Consider the following 18,038-nt stretch of genomic DNA (forward strand, 5'->3'; position numbering starts at 1 on the left):
CAAGAATTTACTGAAATTAATTCGTCAGTCACTTTGGTTTTCCAGCCGATTTAGCTAATTTTGCACTCCTATTTTTCCAGAGGACTGTAGTAATACCCATTCTGATACAATGCCTACGATACAACAATTAGTACGCAAGGGCCGTGAGAAGCTGACTTTTAAATCAAAGTCTCCGGCATTGGACTCTTGCCCACAACGCCGTGGTGTGTGTACGCGTGTGTACACGACCACCCCAAAAAAGCCAAACTCGGCTTTGCGTAAAGTAGCCCGTGTGCGCTTGTCACATGGCAAAGAAGTTAACGCCTACATTCCGGGCGAAGGCCACAACCTGCAGGAACACTCCATCGTTCTGGTACGGGGTGGTCGGGTGAAAGACCTTCCGGGAGTACGTTATCACATCGTTCGGGGAGCACTCGATACGGCTGGCGTAAGCGGTCGGAAACAGGCTCGCTCGAAATACGGTACGAAACGTCCGAAACCGGGTCAGGTAGCTGCACCAACGAAGGGAGCACCCGCTAAAAAGAAAAAGTAATCGCTCCTAAATTAAGTTGACTGAGCGTTGCCAACGATGCACAGCGCTTAGAGTAAGATTAATCATCTGAAGATCATGAGAAAGGCAAAACCAAAGAAAAGATACGTATTACCCGATCCTAAATACAAGGAGACGCTGGTAACGAAATTTGTAAATAACCTCATGTACGAAGGTAAAAAGAGCCTTTCGTACTCCATCTTCTACGACGCACTGGCGCTGGTTGAGAAAAAAACCAACGACAACGGTCTGGATGTGTGGAAAAAGGCGTTGAACAACGTAATGCCTTCTGTTGAGGTAAAAAGCCGCCGGGTAGGTGGTGCCACATTCCAGGTTCCGACGGAAGTACGTCCTGATCGTAAAGTATCAGTAGGCATGAAATGGCTGATCAAGTATGCCCGTTCACGTGGTGAAAAAACCATGGTCGATCGTTTGGCAGCGGAAATCGTAGCAGCAGCAAAAGGTGAAGGCGCTGCCGTCAAGAAAAAGGATGACACCCACCGGATGGCCGAAGCCAACAAGGCTTTCTCCCACTTCCGGTTCTAATCCGACCGAATTTAGTTTTGAAAAGACCTCCCCAACAGGAGGTCTTTTTTGTTAAAACGCCATCATAAATTCATTCAGATTCGATTCAGGCTCCAGATTCAGACGCTTTCGTAACCGGTAACGCTTTAATTCGACTCCACGCACCGTAATATTAAGCAGCTTCGCCACTTCCTTGCTCGACAGATTCATCCGCAAATAAGCCGCCAGCCGCAAATCGTCGGGAGTTAAACCGGTGTATTGATTCAATAACCGTTTGAAAAACTGTTCGTGAACCTTGTTGAAGTTCTTCTCAAAAATCTTCCAGTCCTGCCGACTTGAAATGTTGGAATCAATCAGTTTGACGAGCTGATTGATATGCCCGGTGGCCTGATCGACGGTTTGCCGCTGCCGTACTTCATCTTTCAGTTTTTCGACTTCTCCTTTTAATTTCAGCAATAGATCGTTTTTGTGAATCAGGTTCATGGTCGTGTTGGCCAGTTCCTCCGATTTACTGATCACGTCCTGTTCCAGTTTTTCTTTCTGAACCTGAACCAGTTGCTGACGGAGGTGTTCCTGTTCCCGTTGCAGCTTTTCTTCCATTTGCTGCCGGACTTTCGCCTGATGCGTTTTCACCTGCCACCGGTGGATGTAAAAGCTCATTCCCACCAAACCGCACAAAATCAAAAGGTAGACGACATAGGCCCAGAAACTTTGGTACCAGGGCGGCAGAATTTCAAACGAGAGCGTGGCGATGGAGCCATCCGACGTTGACCGAACCTCAAACCGGTAGGTTCCCGGCATCAAACTGGCGTATTCCTTCTCCGCCTGTTTACTAAAATCCGACCATTGTTCATCCAACCCCACCAAACGGTAGCTAAACAAGGGTTCCTGAATGGATTCGGGCAAACTGAACTGAAAGATAAGGTGGTTCTCCCTGGCTTTTAAAACCGGCGAAAACCGCCGTGATGCAGTTTCGTTGCGAAAGGTGAAATAACGGTTGTTCGTAGTGTTCAAAACCGCTAGTTGCCGAATCAGCGGTTTGCTGGCCAGTTGCTGACTGCTAACTGTCGAAAGCTCCTGGCGGGGCAAAAGGGCGTAACCTTTCTCGAAACAGAGCAGGTAATAGGCTGAGTCCAGCGGTATAATATTTTCGTAATCATCCATCCAGGCGAAGTTGCTGATCGAAAATTCGGCTTTCAAACCGCCCGGTTTTGCTACCAATAAATTACCGTTCTGCCTCAAAAACAGATGTTCGTCATTCCAACCGGTAAAAACCCGGCGAATGGCACCAGAAATCCCCAAACTCCGTTTAAGATCTTCGTCTTTCGAATAAACCGGTGCCCATTTTATTTTCGTGAGCTTTCGCAAATCCGGCGATAATTGAACCAGATACACGCCGGTGTGGGCATGACGCAGCCAGATTTGCCCTTCAGAATCCTCCCAGACTTCCTGAATAGGTTCACCGAATCCTTCGACACGATGGCTGAATTGCCACTGCCCGGTTTGGTTACGCCGGTAAATACACAAACCGCTATAGACTCCCTGAAGCGCAAAACCGGGATGCGACGATAGTGGCTGCAAACTCCAGCCACCCGCCTGATCAGAAAGTTGTTCCCAGCCGCCCGACGGTGTAATCCGAAACGTGCCGGCATTGTGTCCGCAAAGCAGTTGATGATCGACTACGGTTAAATCCCAGACCTGGCCCTGCGACCCTTCAATGAAATGATAAACCGGTAGACCAGAAGTTGGAAAATCACACCAGTAGACGCCGTGATTAGTGCCTAAGTATAGCTTTCGATTATAAAGAACCGCATCGTATGGTGTACCCAACTGGCCGTTCGGATCGGTGAAGTATTTCAACGGATAGCCGAAAGCCACAGCGTCGATGCCATCGTCGAGCCCGGCCCAAACGCTTCCCTGGGCATCGAGCGTCAGCGAAAGCACGGTATTATTCTGAAGACCTTCCCGTTGATTGAGCGAGTACAAAACGGCTCCGCTGGTATCGGTGATCATCAGGCCGTTCAGGATCGTGCCAAACGCAAACCGCCCATCGGGCAGCGATAGCGCTTTGTTACACTGATAACGCTGCAAAAACCGACTGGCTGCGTGATTCGAACGGGAAAGCTGCCCCTTTTCGTAGGTAAACAAACCGTGATCGCGGGTGCCGATGAGCAAACCTTCGCCACCGTACGGCAAAATGGCGTGAACGGCGGTCGAAGCCAGTTGCCCGGTATTGGGCAAAGCTTTAAACTGGCCATTTACCAGTTCATAAAGCCCTTTTCCGATGGCCTGAAGATAATAGCGATTGTGGGCGGCATACAGAAAAAGGACATTTCCGGGTAAACGGAGTTCGCGAACCCGGCCCTGCTGATACAGAAAACCGGTCGAAAAAGATTGAAAAAATATAAAATCCGGCCCCGCAACAATATTCCAGATTTCTTCTTTCGGGAAAAGCTTGTTCGAAATCTGTCGACTGAGCGAATGATAGTGAAGCCGACCTGTCGAATTCGCCTGCCAGTAACCAATCTCGCCCAAACCGCCGGTGAAGATTTTCCCCTGCTGATCGATGGCGACCGATCGGACAATCTGCCGCTTGGGCAATCGGTAGGTTTGCCAGCGGGTACCGTCGAACTCCAGCAAGCCTTTGGAGTTGCCAACGTATAGAAAACCGGTACTGTGGTCCTGACAGATCGACCAATTCTGGTTATATGCCTGATAATTCTGTTTGGAAAAATTACGGATGTAGGGGGCGAAAAACAGATTTTGAGAGGTTGGAGCTCCCAGTAAGGTTGACGCCCATTGTAACCAGAAAATCGTAACTACAAACCTGTTAATGGTGGGGTAATGATTCATAATGATGGGTATGCCGAATCAATGAAATAATTTATCATTGATATAACTATCTAATAATCAATAAGTAATATCAAAGAAAATGCGTAAAAATAGGTGATAAACTAATTATATAGTTAAAGTGATGTAGTAGTGATGTACCCTGTTTAAACACAAACCGTAGATGGTTCGTTTATATTTGAGCTACAAAAAATAAAATATTTTATCGGAAAAATTATGGTGTGAATTCACTGGTTTCGGCTATCATTTTCAAAACAATAGCCGAATAAACAGCAGACCAAAACGGCCAGACGACTGGCAATGAGTGACCTAAAACCTTTCTGAAGTCAAAAGTTTGCATTTAATACTGCCTAACTTATATGAATACGACGAATACCATTTGTTTACGAAAACCGGTTTTACGAAGCTTGTTTTTGCTGTTTGGAATCTTTGTGCAGGTGCTTTCGGCTTCGGCGATCGATCTCCGGGTAGCTGGAACCATTACGGATGCGTCCAATAACGATGCGGTTATCGGCGCTACCATCCGGGTAAAGGGAACAACAACCGGAACGACGACAGATGTTAGTGGAAAATTTGCTCTGACCGTGCCGGATAATGCAACGCTCGAAATCAGTTCCATTGGTTATGAGAGTACAGAAGTTGTTGTCAATGGACGCACGGAACTGACCATTACCTTAAAACCGTCAACCAGCCAGCTTCAGGAAGTCGTGGTAGTAGGCTACGGAACCCAGCGGAAAGTAGACGTGACGGGCGCAACGGTAACCGTTAAGGGCGACGAACTGGCAAAACAGCCGGTGCTGACAGCCACCCAGGCACTACAGGGGAAAGCCGCTGGTGTCCAGATTATTAACAGCGGCCAACCGGGCGCTTCTCCCGTGGTGCGAATTCGGGGAACGGGCACGGCCCTGGGCGGAACGGCCGCACTGTTTGTGGTCGATGGCGTGTTAACGGATGATATTACCAATATCAACACCTCCGACATCGTCAATGTAGACGTCCTGAAGGATGCATCGGCCACGGCGATTTACGGTTCCCGGGGTGCCAACGGCGTGATTATCATTACTACGAAGCGGGGGAAAGCGGGAAAGCTGCAGATCAACTACAGCGGAAACGTGGGTATTCGGAATGCTGCCAATCTGGTCGATATGGCCAATGCGGTTGAATACGCCAACTACGTCAGCGCGGCAAGTGGTACGCTTGTCAATGCCGGAAACACCTCCACGGACTGGTACAGCAAAATTCTGCGTCAGGGCTTTACGCAAACGCACAACGTTTCGCTTTCGGGCGGAACGGAAAAGGCGACGCACTTCTTAAGTCTCGGCTATTTCACCGATCAGGGCATTGTGATTCGGAACCAGTATGACCGGTTTACGATTCGGACCACCAACGAGTTCAAGATCAACGACAAACTCAAAACCGGGATCATTGCTTCCTACGCCAGCGCCATCGACCGGCGGGTGAACCTGGGTTCGGCGTATAACAACGCCTACCGGGCAGCTCCGATCATTCCCGGAAAAGAAAATGGAAAATACGGAAACACGTCGGTTTATCAGAACGTCGGTAACCCGATTCTGGACATTGAAAACAACAAAGACCGGGTGCTGGACAACCGCTTGCAGGGAGCGGCTTTCATCGAATACAAACCGGTCGAATGGCTGACGTTCCGCAGTAACATCGGCGATGATTGGGGCAATCAGGTAAGCCGGGTGTATAACTATCAGTTTAATAATGACACGATTACGTTTCTGGCTCCGGGCGGAAACCAGCGGAATGCCAACAGCAACCTGGCGTTCCGCAATACCAAAACCTCGCACTGGACCTGGGATAATACCGTCACGTTCAACAAAACATTCGACAAACACACCTTAACCGTTTTGGCCGGAACAACGGCGGAGCAGTATACCCAAACCTGGTTTCAGTCATACCGGAAAGACGTGCCAGCCGCCGAAAATCTGTGGTACATCGGCACGGGTAACGCCAATACCTCGACCAACGACGGCAGTGGCGACAAATGGGCGCGCAACTCCTACATCGGCCGCGTCAATTACAATTACGACGGCACCTATTTGCTGACGGCTACGATTCGCGCCGACGGCAGCTCCCGGTTTCCGAGTCAAAACCGCTGGGGCTATTTTCCGTCTGTGGGCGTGGGATGGGTCATTACCAACGAAACGTTCATGAAAAGTCAGTTGATTTTTGATCTGCTCAAACTGCGCGCCAGTTGGGGGCGGGTTGGAAACGACCGGATTCCGTCGGATGCCTATACCGTAACGGTGACGCCCAATCTGGCGTATCCGTACGGGGGCGGGGTTGCCACGCCCGGTAGCGCCATTACGCAGATCAAAGATCCGAACCTGAAGTGGGAAACTACGGAAGAAACCGACGTCGCGCTGGAATTCAGTGCGATTGGCGGAAAGCTGACCGGCGAAATTGGCTACTATAACAAAAAAGCCCGCGATCTGCTCATCAACGTCAAAGTGCCATCGGTAACGGGCGATGCCGACGGACAGGTGCTGACCAATGCCGCATCGATTCAGAACCAGGGTCTGGAAGTGGTTTTGAACTGGCGGGGTAAAATTACGCAGGACATTTCCTACAACGTCGGCGGTAATTTGACCCTCAACAAAAACCGGGTGATTGGTCTGAATGGCGGGCAACCCATTCTGGACGGTGGAGTTGGCGGAAATCAGCCCTACACCACCCGAACCGACAACGGGCAGCCGGTCGGTAGTTTTTACGTGCTTCAGACGCTGGGCGTTTTTCAGACGCAGGAAGAAGTCAATAATTACAAAAACAGCCAGGGAACGACGATTCAGCCGTCGGCTTCGCCGGGTGATTTCAAATACCAGGACACCAACGGCGACGGCAAGATCGATGATCTCGACCGGGTTTTTGTGGGCGCCTACCAGCCCAAAGCCTACTTCGGCCTGAATGCCGGAATTTCCTACGCCGGTTTTGACTTCAGCATCGATGCGTACGGCAACGTGGGCAATCAGGTGTATAACGGAAAAAAAGCGTTCCGGCAACTGGCGCAGGATAACGTCGAGTCGGCAATGGCGTATAACCGCTGGACGTCGGCCAATAAATCGCAAACCGAACCGGCGGCCAACAGCGGTAACCTGCTGGCGTCGACCTACTTCGTCGAGTCCGGTTCCTTTGTCCGGATCAATAACGTGACGCTTGGCTATCGCGTACCGGATAGCATGATCAGGAAATTGAAAATCAGCACTGTACGCATCTTTGCGACGGCCCAAAACGTCATCACGTTCAAAAAATACTCCGGTTTTACGGCGGAACTACCCGGTTTTAGCTCCACCAACAACGCGGGTGTCGTAACGACCGGTAGTCCAACCACGGCGGGTATCGAGCTGAACGCGTATCCAACCGCCCGGACGATTGCCGTCGGGTTGAATGTCGGTTTTTAAAAAGTTGAAGAACGAAATACAAATTGGTGAGGGTATGAAATTCAATCAATCCATAAAAATAGTGGGCGCGGGCGTGATGCTGTCACTTCTGATCGTTTCGTGCCAGAAGAGTTTTCTGGATGTTCCGGTGCAGGGTCAGGCCACCACGGCCACGGACCCGAATTTGGCCGTCAACCTGGTAACGGGCGTCTACAACAGCCTATTGAACGGAAGTGCGTTTGGGGGAGAAGGTGATATTCACGGAATTAGCTTTGTCGCAGCGACGAACATTATTTCGGATGATGGCGACAAAGGCAGTACGGACAGCGATCAGCAGGGTATCAAAGACCTTGACAATTTCGCCACCACGCCGACCAATACCTTTGTGGCTGCGCTCTGGAACGGCTATTACAACGGCATTGCCCGGGCGAATCAGGCGCTGACCGCGTTGTCGACGGCGTCATTGGATGCCACAACGAAGGCGCAACTGATGGGTGAAGTGCGGTTTATTCGCGGGTATTATTACTTCAATCTGGTGCGGTTTTTCGGGAAAGTGCCCAAAGTGCTTCGGGTGCCAAAAGATGCGCAGGATGCCAACACCGACCCGGCTTTTCAGACCCGCGCTCCGGTCGATACGATCTACAACGTCATTATGCAGGATTTGCAGTACGCCTTTGAAAATCTGCCGCTGAAAGCCAAAGCAAGTGCGGGACACATCACGAAAGGCACGGCGGAGTCGATGCTGGCGAAGGTATATCTCTACCGCAAAAACTGGCAGCAGGTCCTGACGCTGACCCAGGATGTCATCAATTCCGGTCAATACACGCTGGTACCGGATTACTCGATCATCTGGCGGCAGGCGGGTGACAACAATTCGGAAGCCATTTTTGAAGTCAAAACCGGGCAGTTCAACAACTCGGATTTTGGGGTCGACGGCTACGCGGTCTGGCAGGGGCCGCGCGTGGGGGGCAAAGGCGGCTGGACGGATCTGGGCTTCGGCTTCAATAACCCGACGGTTAATCTGGTCAATGCCTACGAACCCGGCGACAAACGGAAAGCCGCGACGATCATTGCCATCGACAACAGCGGCAAATACGTCGGAACGACGCTGTTCGACGGTTTCCGAATTCCCAGTTCTGATTCCGTTCAGAACCTCTATTACAATTACAAAGCCTACCACAGCGAAAACCGCAACGTCGAATCATTTTCGGGAAACCGCGATCGAAAGCAGAAAAACCTGCACCTGCTGCGCTATGCCGATGTCCTGCTGATGAACGCCGAAGCCGCCAACGAACTGGGTCAGACCGGGGTTGCCATTGCCAACCTCAATCGAATCCGCACCCGCGCCGGATTGGCAGCCACCACGGCCACCTCACAAGCGGATGTGCGCAACGCGATCTGGAAAGAACGGCGGGTGGAACTGGCGATGGAGCACGACCGGTTTTTCGATCTGGTGCGCACGGGTCGGGCGGCTCAGGTGATGCAGGCTGCCGGGAAGAATTTTGTAGCGGGTAAAAACGAATTATTGCCGGTTCCGAGCTTACAGATTGCGTTAAGTGGCGGAAAACTCGATCAGAACAATGGGTACTGATCACACCCGATAACGATTTCTCACTATATCAAAACCAGTTTAATTAACACACAATTCGTATGAAAACAAGACAAATCAGTGCCTGGATAGCAGCGGTTGGCCTATTGGCAAGCAGTGCAGTTTTTACGTCGTGTAGCAAGGATGATGACGATACGGCGACATTACCGCCGATTGGTGGATTTAATTCGTCAAATGAGGTAGCTGCCAGCAATTTAGTGGCTCACTGGCCTTTCGATGGTAGCAACAACGAACGGATTTCGAGTACAGCACCAGAATCAGCTGTAAACGCTAAATTCGTCACAGGTGCAAGTGGTCAACGACAAGCGTTGGATCTGGCTTCCGGTTATTTGGTTTATCCTACCATTGCTGCAATCGGATCGGCTAATAGCTTGTCAAGTTTTACAGTGAGCGCTTGGGTAAATGTCAAAAATAGAAAAGGAAGTGCAGGTAGTCCTGCAACCGCATTTTTCTCTCTTTCACGACCGAAGGAGTGGGCTGGAAGTATCAATTTGATGGCAGAAACGGGTCAGTATACAGCTGAAAGAGACACATTGAAAGTAAAAGGGTTATTGGTTCAGAATGGGTCTCAGTTCGAAGATAGTCTGAATGATCCTACTAAAGGTGGTGATCAGGGCTTTAAAGGGGCCGGCGCTTGGTCGCATGTGGCTATTACCTATGACGGAGCTACTTCAACATTTCAGGTCTATGCAAATGGTAAGAAAATCAGCAATCCTGAATGGGAAAAACGAGGAACCACAGGAAACCTGAACATTTCGACACCTGCCAAAGCGATTATTGGAGCTTGGGCTACTAATTTACCTGGAGGCACGGCTGAAGCATGGCAAGTACCAATGACGGGCCAGATCGACGAAGTTCGGGTGTATAACAAAGCACTTTCAGTCGGTGACATTGGCTCACTCTATCAACTCGAACAGGCAGGCCGTTAATTCCGGCAACCCACAAAACCGGGGCTTATTTATGCCCCGGTTTTTTACCCCTTTTCTTTATTTCCAATGCGGTATTCAATAGCCATATTTCTGTTAATCAGCTTCTTTTCCTGTCAATCAAAGGAAGAAGGCGTGGTCGTTCCGGAAACGTTTTATTACAAATCGATTCGGGTCGATAAGGTCACTTCCGATCGAATGAATTATGCGAACGTCAATGCTAAACCGGTTATTGAAATTACCTTTTCGGCACCTTTAAACCGTGAATCCGCTCAGAGTAGCATCAAATTAACGGAGAAAGCAACCTCGAAATCCATTCCGCTTACTTACGGTTTTGTGGGCAACGATACCACCGTTACCGTTATGCCCCAGAGCAACCTGGCCGCTTTGACAGCTTACACCCTTAGCGTTGATCCGGCACTCAATTCGCAGCAAAAAACCGCATTGAATGCCACGATTACGGCCAACCTGGTCACCGCCCTCGACAGCACCGACAAATTTCCGCGCATCAGCGATTCACTTCTGCTGGATTTGGTTCAGAAGCAAACGTTTAAATACTTCTGGGATTTTGGTCACCCGGTTTCGGGGCTGGCGCGTGAACGCAATTCGTCGGGCGATGTCGTCACCTCGGGCGGTTCGGGATTTGGGATTATGGCGATTGTCGTGGCCGTTGATCGAAAATTCATTACGCGTCAGGAAGGGCTGGATCGGCTCGTCAAAATCACGGATTTCCTGAAGAATAAAACCAAAACGCACCACGGCGCTTTTCCGCACTGGCTCAACGGGGCTACCGGCGAAACCGTGCCGTTTAGCCAGAAAGACAACGGTGCCGATCTGGTGGAAACCTCGTACCTGATGCAGGGTCTGCTGACCGCCCGGCAGTATTTCAACGGGCAAAATGCGGACGAAACCGCTCTGCGGAAAACCATCAACGACCTCTGGGACGCTGTCGAATGGAACTGGTTTACAAAAAACGGAGCCGAAACAAATCTCTACTGGCACTGGTCGCCCACCTACAACTGGGACATGAACATGCCGATCCGTGGCTGGAACGAAGCCCTGATTACGTACGTGATGGCCGCTTCGTCGAACAAATCGCCGATTGCCAAAACCGTCTATGACAACTCATGGGCGCAAAACGGCAAAATGAAAAACGGGAATAGCTACTACGGCATCAAACTACCGCTGGGTCCGGCCAACGGCGGCCCGCTGTTCTTTTCGCAGTACTCGTTTTTAGGAATCAATCCGCACGATCTGACCGATGCCTACGCCAATTACTGGGAACAGAATACCGCCCATTCACTGATTAACTACAACTACTGCAAAGCCAATCCGAAGAATTTCAGCGGCTACGGCGAAAACGGCTGGGGGCTGACCGCCAGCGATGAACAAAACGGGTATTCGGCCCACGAACCGAACAACGACAACGGCACGATCAGCCCGACGGCGGCTTTGTCGTCGATGCCCTACACGCCCAAGGAGTCGATGCAGGCGATGCGGTTTTTCTATTACAAACTCGGCGATAAAATCTGGAAGAACTACGGTTTTGTCGATGCATTCAACCTCTCCACGATCTGGTTTGCCGATTCGTTTCTGGCGATCGATCAGGGGCCGATCATCATTATGATTGAAAACCAGCGTTCGCAACTGCTCTGGAAACTGTTCATGAGTGCGCCCGAAGTGAAAAAAGGAATGAAGAATCTGGGTTTCCAAAGCCCGAACTTATAAGCAAAAATTTCCCGGTTTATGCTGATTTTCGTATGCAGTCTTTGACAAAACTATATCTTTTTCTCTCGCTATTCGGCTGGTTTTCCGGTCTGGCGCAGTCGGAAAAAACCGCAGCAGCCCCGGTTGCCAACGAGTACAGCGAGTACCTGGAAACCGTTCAGAAAGCGACGTTCCGGTACTTCTGGGATTTTGCCCACCCGGTTTCGGGGCTGGCTCCCGAACGCACGGCCACGCCCAACATCGTCACGACCGGCGGCACCGGTTTTGGCATCATGGCCATTGTAACGGCGGCCGACCGTCGGTGGGTGACGCGGGCCGAAGCCGTGCAGCAATTGCAGAAGATGACCGGTTTTCTGGAAAAAGCCGACCGGTTTCACGGTGCCTGGCCCCACTGGCTCGATGGGAATTCGGGAAAAGTCGTTCCGTTTTCCGACCACGACAACGGTGGTGATCTGGTCGAAACGGCTTTTCTGGTCAACGGTTTGCTAAGCGCCCGCGCGTATTTCGACGGGAATACCGCCCCCGAAAAAGACCTGCGGCAGCGCATTGATAAACTCTGGCGGGAAGTCGAATGGGATTGGTATGTCCGCGACGGCAAATTGTACTGGCACTGGTCGCCAAACCACGAGTGGAAAATGAACCACGCGATTCGCGGCCACGACGAAACGTTTATTACGTATGTTCTGGCGCTGGGTTCGCCGACGCACGCCATCAAGCCGGACGTTTACCAGAATACCTACAAACAAAGTGATCATTACGTCAACAACCGGACGTATTATGGGTATAAACTACCGCTCGGTTTTCCGATGGGCGGACCACTGTTTTTCACGCATTATTCGTACCTGAGCCTCGATCCACGTCTGATGCAGGACGAGCAAACCAACTACTGGGAGCAAAACCGGAACCATGCACTCATCAACCGGGCGCATTGCCTGGAACCGCGTCAGGCGATGTTTGGTTACGGCCCCGGCAACTGGGGACTGACCGCCAGCGACGATTATAATTTTTACGACGCCCATTCGCCCACGAACGACAACGGCACGATCAGTCCGACGGCGGCTTTGGCATCGATGCCCTACACGCCGTATTACTCGATGCAAGTGCTGCGGAATCTGTATCTGCGGGAAGGCAACCGGTTTTTTGGACCCTACGGTTTTTACGATGCCTACAACAAGGGGCTGAATTGGTATTCCAATCAGTATCTGGCGATCGACCAGGGGCCGATTGTGGTCATGATGGAAAATTACCGCTCCGGTTTGCTCTGGAAATTGGGCGAAAAAACGCCGGAACTCTGGACCGGACTGACTAAAATGGGCATCAAAAAACCGTCGTATCCGACCGGTTTTTACAGTTATGCACCCGATTTTCGCAGTGGTTACATTGACCTCTGGAAACACCCCGACCGGGGCGCTTACGTGCTGGATTTTGCCGTCAAAGGCTCGTCGGCGGTAACCTTGGTGGTTCGGGACGAAACCGGGCGGGACATTCAGAAATTGATTGACAACAAGTCGTATTCCGAAGGTACGCAGCAGTTGCTATTCCAGCTTCCGCAGGGGAAATACGAATTTGAACTCGCACAGGGCAGCGAGAAGCAGCGTGTTAAGATTTCACTTCATCAAAGCGTTGATAACCAGTAAGTCATGAAAAAGCAGGGGGTAGAAAATTATGTTGAAGCCGGAACGTCACCTTCACGCTGACCGAAGCCGATTTGCGGTTTTACGATGCGTCCATGAAATGGACCTCCGAGCCGGTTGATTGCAAGGTGTTCGTCGGAACGAATTCGCAGGAGGTCAAAGAAGCCGGTTTTAAACTGGTGCGGTAAGAGCTTTTTTCCGGCCAGTAGCGTTTAGGTCGCATGGCGACCCACTGGTTGTAGCAAAATCCAGCTAATTCCGTTCATGTGGTCGCGTAGTGACCGAACATCACACGCCGTTAGATCGCTACGCGACCCCCAAATAATATCCCATGATCATTTTTGCTACAAACATTTCGACGCTACGCGGCTGAAAAACTCGACATAAAAAATTGCGAACAGGCGGCAGCGGTAAAAAATAGGCAAGCGTTCGATACCGCAAAACACGTTTGCAAAACAGGGCGGTTTGCGGTACTATTACGGCCAGAAATTCGCTATTCCAATCCCGCTCGATTTTAAAACAACGCCATGTCCTCTCCTTTTACCGGAAGAAAACCGCTTGCTATTCTCCTGCTTAGTTGTCTGAACATCGCTTTGGTGTGCGTTTTGGTCGGATGTAAAACCCGTTCGGATTCGACGACTGAAAAACCGGAACCCAAAATCGTCAACATTGTCAATTTCATCCGGCTGCTGGAACCCCGCGATCCGAAAATTACGGAAGAGGTACTGTATCAAACGGTGGTGAAGCAGGTAGAAATGATGAAGAAGTACAAACTGGGCGGTACGTTTTTGCTGCAGTACGATGCTCTGATGGACCCGCGCTACCAGAAACTGTTGAAAAGCTTACCGACCGAAACCTACGAAATCGGGGCGTGGTGGGAATTGCCCCAACCGCTCATCGAAAAAACCGGGCTGAAATGGCGCGGCCGGTTTCCGTGGGATTGGCACGCGGACGTCGGTTTTTCGACCGGTTATACGCCCGCCGAGCGCGAGAAGATTGTCGACGTCTACATGGCGGATTTCAAGGCAATTTTTGGCTATTATCCCAAGTCGGTCGGGTCGTGGTTCATCGACACACACACGTTGAATTACCTGTACGACAAATACAAAATTGTGGCTTCCAGCAATTGCAAAGACCAGTATGGCACGGATGGCTACACGCTCTGGGGCGGATACTGGAATCAGGCGTATTACCCGAGTCGGATGAATTCCTACATGCCGGCGCAAAATGAGAAGAATCAGCTTCCGGTCCCGGTTTTTCGGATGCTGGGCAGCGACCCCATCCGGCAGTATGATACGGGGCTTGGGTCCAGTCGGCAGGGCGTCATTACGCTCGAACCGGTTTATCCCAAAGCGGGTGGCGACAGCACCTGGGTCAACTGGTTTTTTCAGGAATTTGTCAGTGGCGAATCGCTGGCGTTCAACTACGCGCAGGCCGGGCAGGAAAATTCGTTTACCTGGGACGCAATGGCGAAGGGATTCACGCTTCAGATGCCGTTGATTGCCCGCTTGCGGGATGAAGGAAAAATCCGGGTCGAAACCCTGGAAGCGTCCGGAAACTGGTTTAAAAAGAACTTCAGAACAACACCGGCGACGGCGTTCACGGCGGAACACGATTTGCCCGGCGAAAACCGGAAAACCGTGTGGTTCAACAGCCGGTTTTACCGCCTGAATCTGTTGTGGGAAGACAACAGCCTGCGCATTCGGGATATTCACCTGTTCGACGAAAATTTTCCGTCGATTTATACGACTCAAAAAGCGACTTCGAACGAATGTTCCTTTTTTACGCTGCCTGTGGTGGACGGTTACCTCTGGAGTGAAAAACAGGGACTGTTAGCGGGTTTGCGGTTTAAAACGCTGGTCGACGGCAAAGAAGAATGGCTAAAAGGTGGCGACCCGGTCGTTAGGAGTTCGGCAGCGAATAAACTCCACATTTCCTGGCCATTAACGGATGGGAAAGGTGTTTTGGAAATGGATATTGACGAAAAGACCATCCAGATTTCGATGAAAGGCGATGAACTGCCGAAGTGGTTTCTGGGTTTCGACGCGGCTAAAACGGACGGTCTGCCGTTCAAAACGATCCGTCAAAACCGGATGGACTGCGAATTTGAAGGCATGACATACAATGTGAAAGCTACGACCGGAACGTTCTCGGCCGGTACGGATAAAAACCGCTTCGTCGTGACACCGGCCGGAAACAAAATCGAGCTGGACCTCTCAAACAGTAAATAGAAAGCAAAAGAGTCAGTTAGAGAATGAACTCAAAAACGAGCTGGTGTTTGCACTGAATCCGGTTTGCCCAGATGGGTTCGGGGTAATTTTCCAGAAAGTAATTGTAATTAACCGCCACCAGATCAAACCCTTGTTGTTGATAAAGTGCCATTTGGCTGATTTCGGAATTACCGGTTTTGATCACCAGCCGCTGCAAACCCTGCTGATGCGCAATCTCCTTCATGTGGTTTAACAACGCCTTACCAATTCCCTGGCCCTGATGAGCGGGCTCAACGGCAATGTTGACAATCTCGCCAGCCTGACCGGTAATTTGCAACAAACATATGCCCAGAATCTGGTCTTCGTCTGTGAACAGATAAACCTGGCTAAGCGGCAAATACCGATCAATCAGCTGTGGATTTTCATCTGCCAACAACAACAAGTGCCTGGGGATTTCCTGATTTGGTTGTGCCTGATAAATCATGAATACGCTAAGAGAAAATAGCTGCTAGAAAAGCGAATAAATAAATGGCGCCAGTGCCGAACCGGTCGTCAAAACCGTCAGCGCGCTCAGGAGCAGGAGCAGAACCAGCAGCGGATACAGCCAGTACCGTTTGCGGGTTCGCATGAAAAGCCAGAAGTCTCGGAGAAATTCCATCAGTGAGGGGCCGTTTTGAGGGTCTGGAGTTGCGCCTGTAGTTGCAGCGCTGCGGCATTGCGCGGATCGATCCGGAGCGATTTGGCCACGTACTTAGCCGCTCCGGTGGCATTGGCAAATTTCAGATAACCGGCCGCCAACTGGTTGCTCAGGGCCACGTTTGTCGTGTCGGTCAGGTATTGTTTTTTGGTCGTAACCAATTGCTCAACAAAGGCTTGCAACTCGTTCAGGCTGAACGCGGTTTCATTATGGGCAGCTGCGTAGCGGAGATACGGCAGGGCTTCGTCCGGGCGGTCCAGTTTCAGCAACGTAATGAACAGACTCTGGGCGGTTGCAAACGTTTCTTCCAACTGAAACGCTTTTTTCAGGTACCAAACGGCTCGTTCCGGCTGGTTCGCGCTGAAGTACAGTTTACCGGTTTGCCCATAATATGCCGGATCATACGGATATTCCAGCACCAGGGCTTCGCTGACCTGCAAGGCGCCCCGCTGATTCTGGGTTTTCAGGTAGTGAGCCAGCAATTCCCTCATCGCGTCGCGCCAGGCAATCTGCTTTACCACCAGCCCGCCCGCCAGTTTTTCCTCGACGGTTTTGGGGCGGTTTTCCTCCGGCGGCATCGGTTCGTTGAACGGCCAGCTTTCCTTCAGAATCATCACCTCGTACGCGCCTTTCAGCGAATCCACCGGCGTGATGGGCATTTGCTGGCGCAACTGGTCGAAGGACATTTCGTTCGGACCGTCGGCAACGAGCCGTTTTTTCTTTTTCAGGGCTTCGTAAAACGCATCGGAAAGCAGGGCGTACCCGTACAGATTCGGGTGAACGTGTTCCAGCAGGGTTTCGTTGCCCAGAATGCCGTTGGGCGAATGGGTTTCAAAAACCGCCCGGCTGTCTACCACGGTTACGTTTGAAAACCGGTTGCCCAATTCCCGAATCACCTGATTGAGGGCTTCGGGTGCCCGAAACCGCAGCAAATCCAGTTCCTTGGCCTGCACGAATTTTTGCCTGGCTTCCCGAATGTTTCCTTTTTGGTAAGCCTGTTTGGCCAACTGGAATTGCTGTTCGGCGGATGCGGTTCCCGGCGCGCTGATGAATGGTTTCAGGTCCTTTTCGTTGCTGACCAGGGTGCTGATGAAAACCGGAATGTGTTGCCCGGAAAGTGCCTGGCAGAGGTCCGTCAGGTTGGTTCTGAACTGCTCGATTCCGTTCTGATACTTTTCTGATCCGAGCGGAATCTGCTGATCGGCGGCCATGCGCTTCATCATTCCCTCGCGTAAATCCACTTTCTGACCTGACGCAGTTTGGCGAATCCGGCTCCAGGTTCGGTTCAGCCATTGAACGAGCCGGAACTCTCTTAGCTTCAAGACCAGCCGTACCAAACCGGGCTGGCTGCCCAGCGAACTGGTGGAACCGACACCCATTGCGCCGTAGTATTCGTTATGACCGGTATAAATCAACACCGCATCCGGCTCATAATCAACCAACTGTTTTCCAAAACCAAAAACCGTATACGAGTTGACCGCCGTCATCGACAGGTTGATGACTTCAAAATTCCGGTTCGGAAACGTGTGCATCAGGCGGTACTGCAGCCAGCGGTGGAAAGAGCCGTTGTGGAAATACGGATAGCCAATCGTCGTCGATTCGCCCAGGACAAAGATTCGAAAGGTGCCGTCGGGCTTTTTTTTCAGGAAAGGCTCGAAGTTGCCGACGGTAGCGTTGTCGGTTTCGGTAAAATACCGCTCCGATGCGTGCTGATTCACAATCCAGTAGCCTTTACGTTCCGGATCGTCCACGAACAGCCGGTAATCATGGCCGTAGCCAAATGCCCGCAGCAATACCTCCACGAGTGCCAACAGCAACAGCGGCAGCATTAACGCCAATCCTTTAAACAGCCACAACCGTTTCTTCATAATTAAAATCAGCAGACCCGCCTAAATATCTTTTAAGAAATCCAGACGGGTCTTTTTG

Annotated in this window: 12 protein-coding genes and 1 pseudogene; 9 read left to right on the forward strand and 4 right to left on the reverse strand. The window is 51.0% G+C overall.

Annotated elements, in window-relative coordinates:
- Positions 1–109 precede the first annotated feature (109 nt).
- Together rpsL and rpsG are read left to right on the forward strand one after the other, a co-directional pair.
- The gene (rpsL, locus tag EHT25_RS29105; protein WP_114406409.1) at positions 110–532 is read left to right on the forward strand and encodes a 30S ribosomal protein S12; all 423 of its coding nucleotides are present in this window, start codon (positions 110–112) and stop codon (positions 530–532) included.
- 75 nt (positions 533–607) lie between these two features.
- Complete coding sequence (gene rpsG / locus EHT25_RS29110; protein WP_114406408.1) at positions 608–1,075, forward strand: 30S ribosomal protein S7; 468 nt, start codon at positions 608–610, stop codon at positions 1,073–1,075.
- 51 nt (positions 1,076–1,126) lie between these two features.
- Here rpsG and EHT25_RS29115 read toward each other — a convergent pair whose 3' ends face one another.
- Positions 1,127–3,907 carry a triple tyrosine motif-containing protein gene (locus EHT25_RS29115; protein ID WP_124878957.1) on the reverse strand — a complete coding sequence of 927 codons (2,781 nt, stop codon included), beginning with the start codon at positions 3,905–3,907 and terminating at the stop codon, positions 1,127–1,129.
- Positions 3,908–4,263: 356 nt separating this feature from the next.
- On the opposite strand from EHT25_RS29115, the gene EHT25_RS29120 reads away from it, so the two are divergent.
- From EHT25_RS29120 to EHT25_RS29150, 7 genes and pseudogenes are all read left to right on the forward strand, one after another.
- A complete protein-coding gene (locus EHT25_RS29120; protein ID WP_124878958.1) occupies positions 4,264–7,329 on the forward strand; it encodes a SusC/RagA family TonB-linked outer membrane protein in 3,066 nt (1,021 codons plus the stop codon).
- Positions 7,330–7,363: 34 nt separating this feature from the next.
- Positions 7,364–8,899: a RagB/SusD family nutrient uptake outer membrane protein gene (locus EHT25_RS29125; RefSeq protein WP_124878959.1), complete on the forward strand. Its 1,536-nt coding sequence runs from the start codon at positions 7,364–7,366 to the stop codon at positions 8,897–8,899.
- A gap of 59 nt (positions 8,900–8,958) precedes the next feature.
- Positions 8,959–9,846 carry a LamG domain-containing protein gene (locus tag EHT25_RS29130; protein ID WP_124878960.1) on the forward strand — a complete coding sequence of 296 codons (888 nt, stop codon included), beginning with the start codon at positions 8,959–8,961 and terminating at the stop codon, positions 9,844–9,846.
- Positions 9,847–9,912: 66 nt separating this feature from the next.
- A complete protein-coding gene (locus tag EHT25_RS29135) occupies positions 9,913–11,571 on the forward strand; it encodes a glucoamylase family protein (protein ID WP_124878961.1) in 1,659 nt (552 codons plus the stop codon).
- A gap of 32 nt (positions 11,572–11,603) precedes the next feature.
- On the forward strand, positions 11,604–13,208 hold the full coding sequence (locus EHT25_RS29140; protein ID WP_124878962.1) for a glucoamylase family protein: 1,605 nt from the start codon (positions 11,604–11,606) through the stop codon (positions 13,206–13,208).
- A gap of 47 nt (positions 13,209–13,255) precedes the next feature.
- Positions 13,256–13,393 (forward strand): annotated as a pseudogene (locus tag EHT25_RS29145) (fibronectin type III-like domain-contianing protein); the annotation flags it as partial.
- A 339-nt stretch (positions 13,394–13,732) separates the two neighbouring features.
- Complete coding sequence (locus tag EHT25_RS29150) at positions 13,733–15,436, forward strand: DUF3863 domain-containing protein (RefSeq protein ID WP_185731522.1); 1,704 nt, start codon at positions 13,733–13,735, stop codon at positions 15,434–15,436.
- 16 nt (positions 15,437–15,452) lie between these two features.
- Here the strand turns inward: EHT25_RS29150 and EHT25_RS29155 are convergent, their stop codons facing one another.
- From EHT25_RS29155 to EHT25_RS29160, 3 genes are read right to left on the reverse strand one after another with little or no spacing between them, the layout of a single operon-like run.
- Positions 15,453–15,899 (reverse strand): GNAT family N-acetyltransferase, encoded by a 447-nt coding sequence (locus EHT25_RS29155; protein WP_124878964.1) that lies wholly within the window; start codon positions 15,897–15,899, stop codon positions 15,453–15,455.
- 24 nt (positions 15,900–15,923) lie between these two features.
- The gene (locus EHT25_RS32830) at positions 15,924–16,073 is read right to left on the reverse strand and encodes a DUF5989 family protein (protein ID WP_185731523.1); all 150 of its coding nucleotides are present in this window, start codon (positions 16,071–16,073) and stop codon (positions 15,924–15,926) included.
- Positions 16,073–17,980, reverse strand: a complete 1,908-nt coding sequence (locus EHT25_RS29160; protein ID WP_229311831.1) for an SGNH/GDSL hydrolase family protein — start codon at positions 17,978–17,980, stop codon at positions 16,073–16,075. The genes EHT25_RS32830 and EHT25_RS29160 overlap by 1 nt, the downstream gene beginning before the upstream one ends.
- Positions 17,981–18,038 lie beyond the last annotated feature (58 nt).

The sequence above is a fragment of the Larkinella rosea genome, from assembly GCF_003858635.1.
Classification (GTDB): domain Bacteria; phylum Bacteroidota; class Bacteroidia; order Cytophagales; family Spirosomataceae; genus Larkinella; species Larkinella rosea.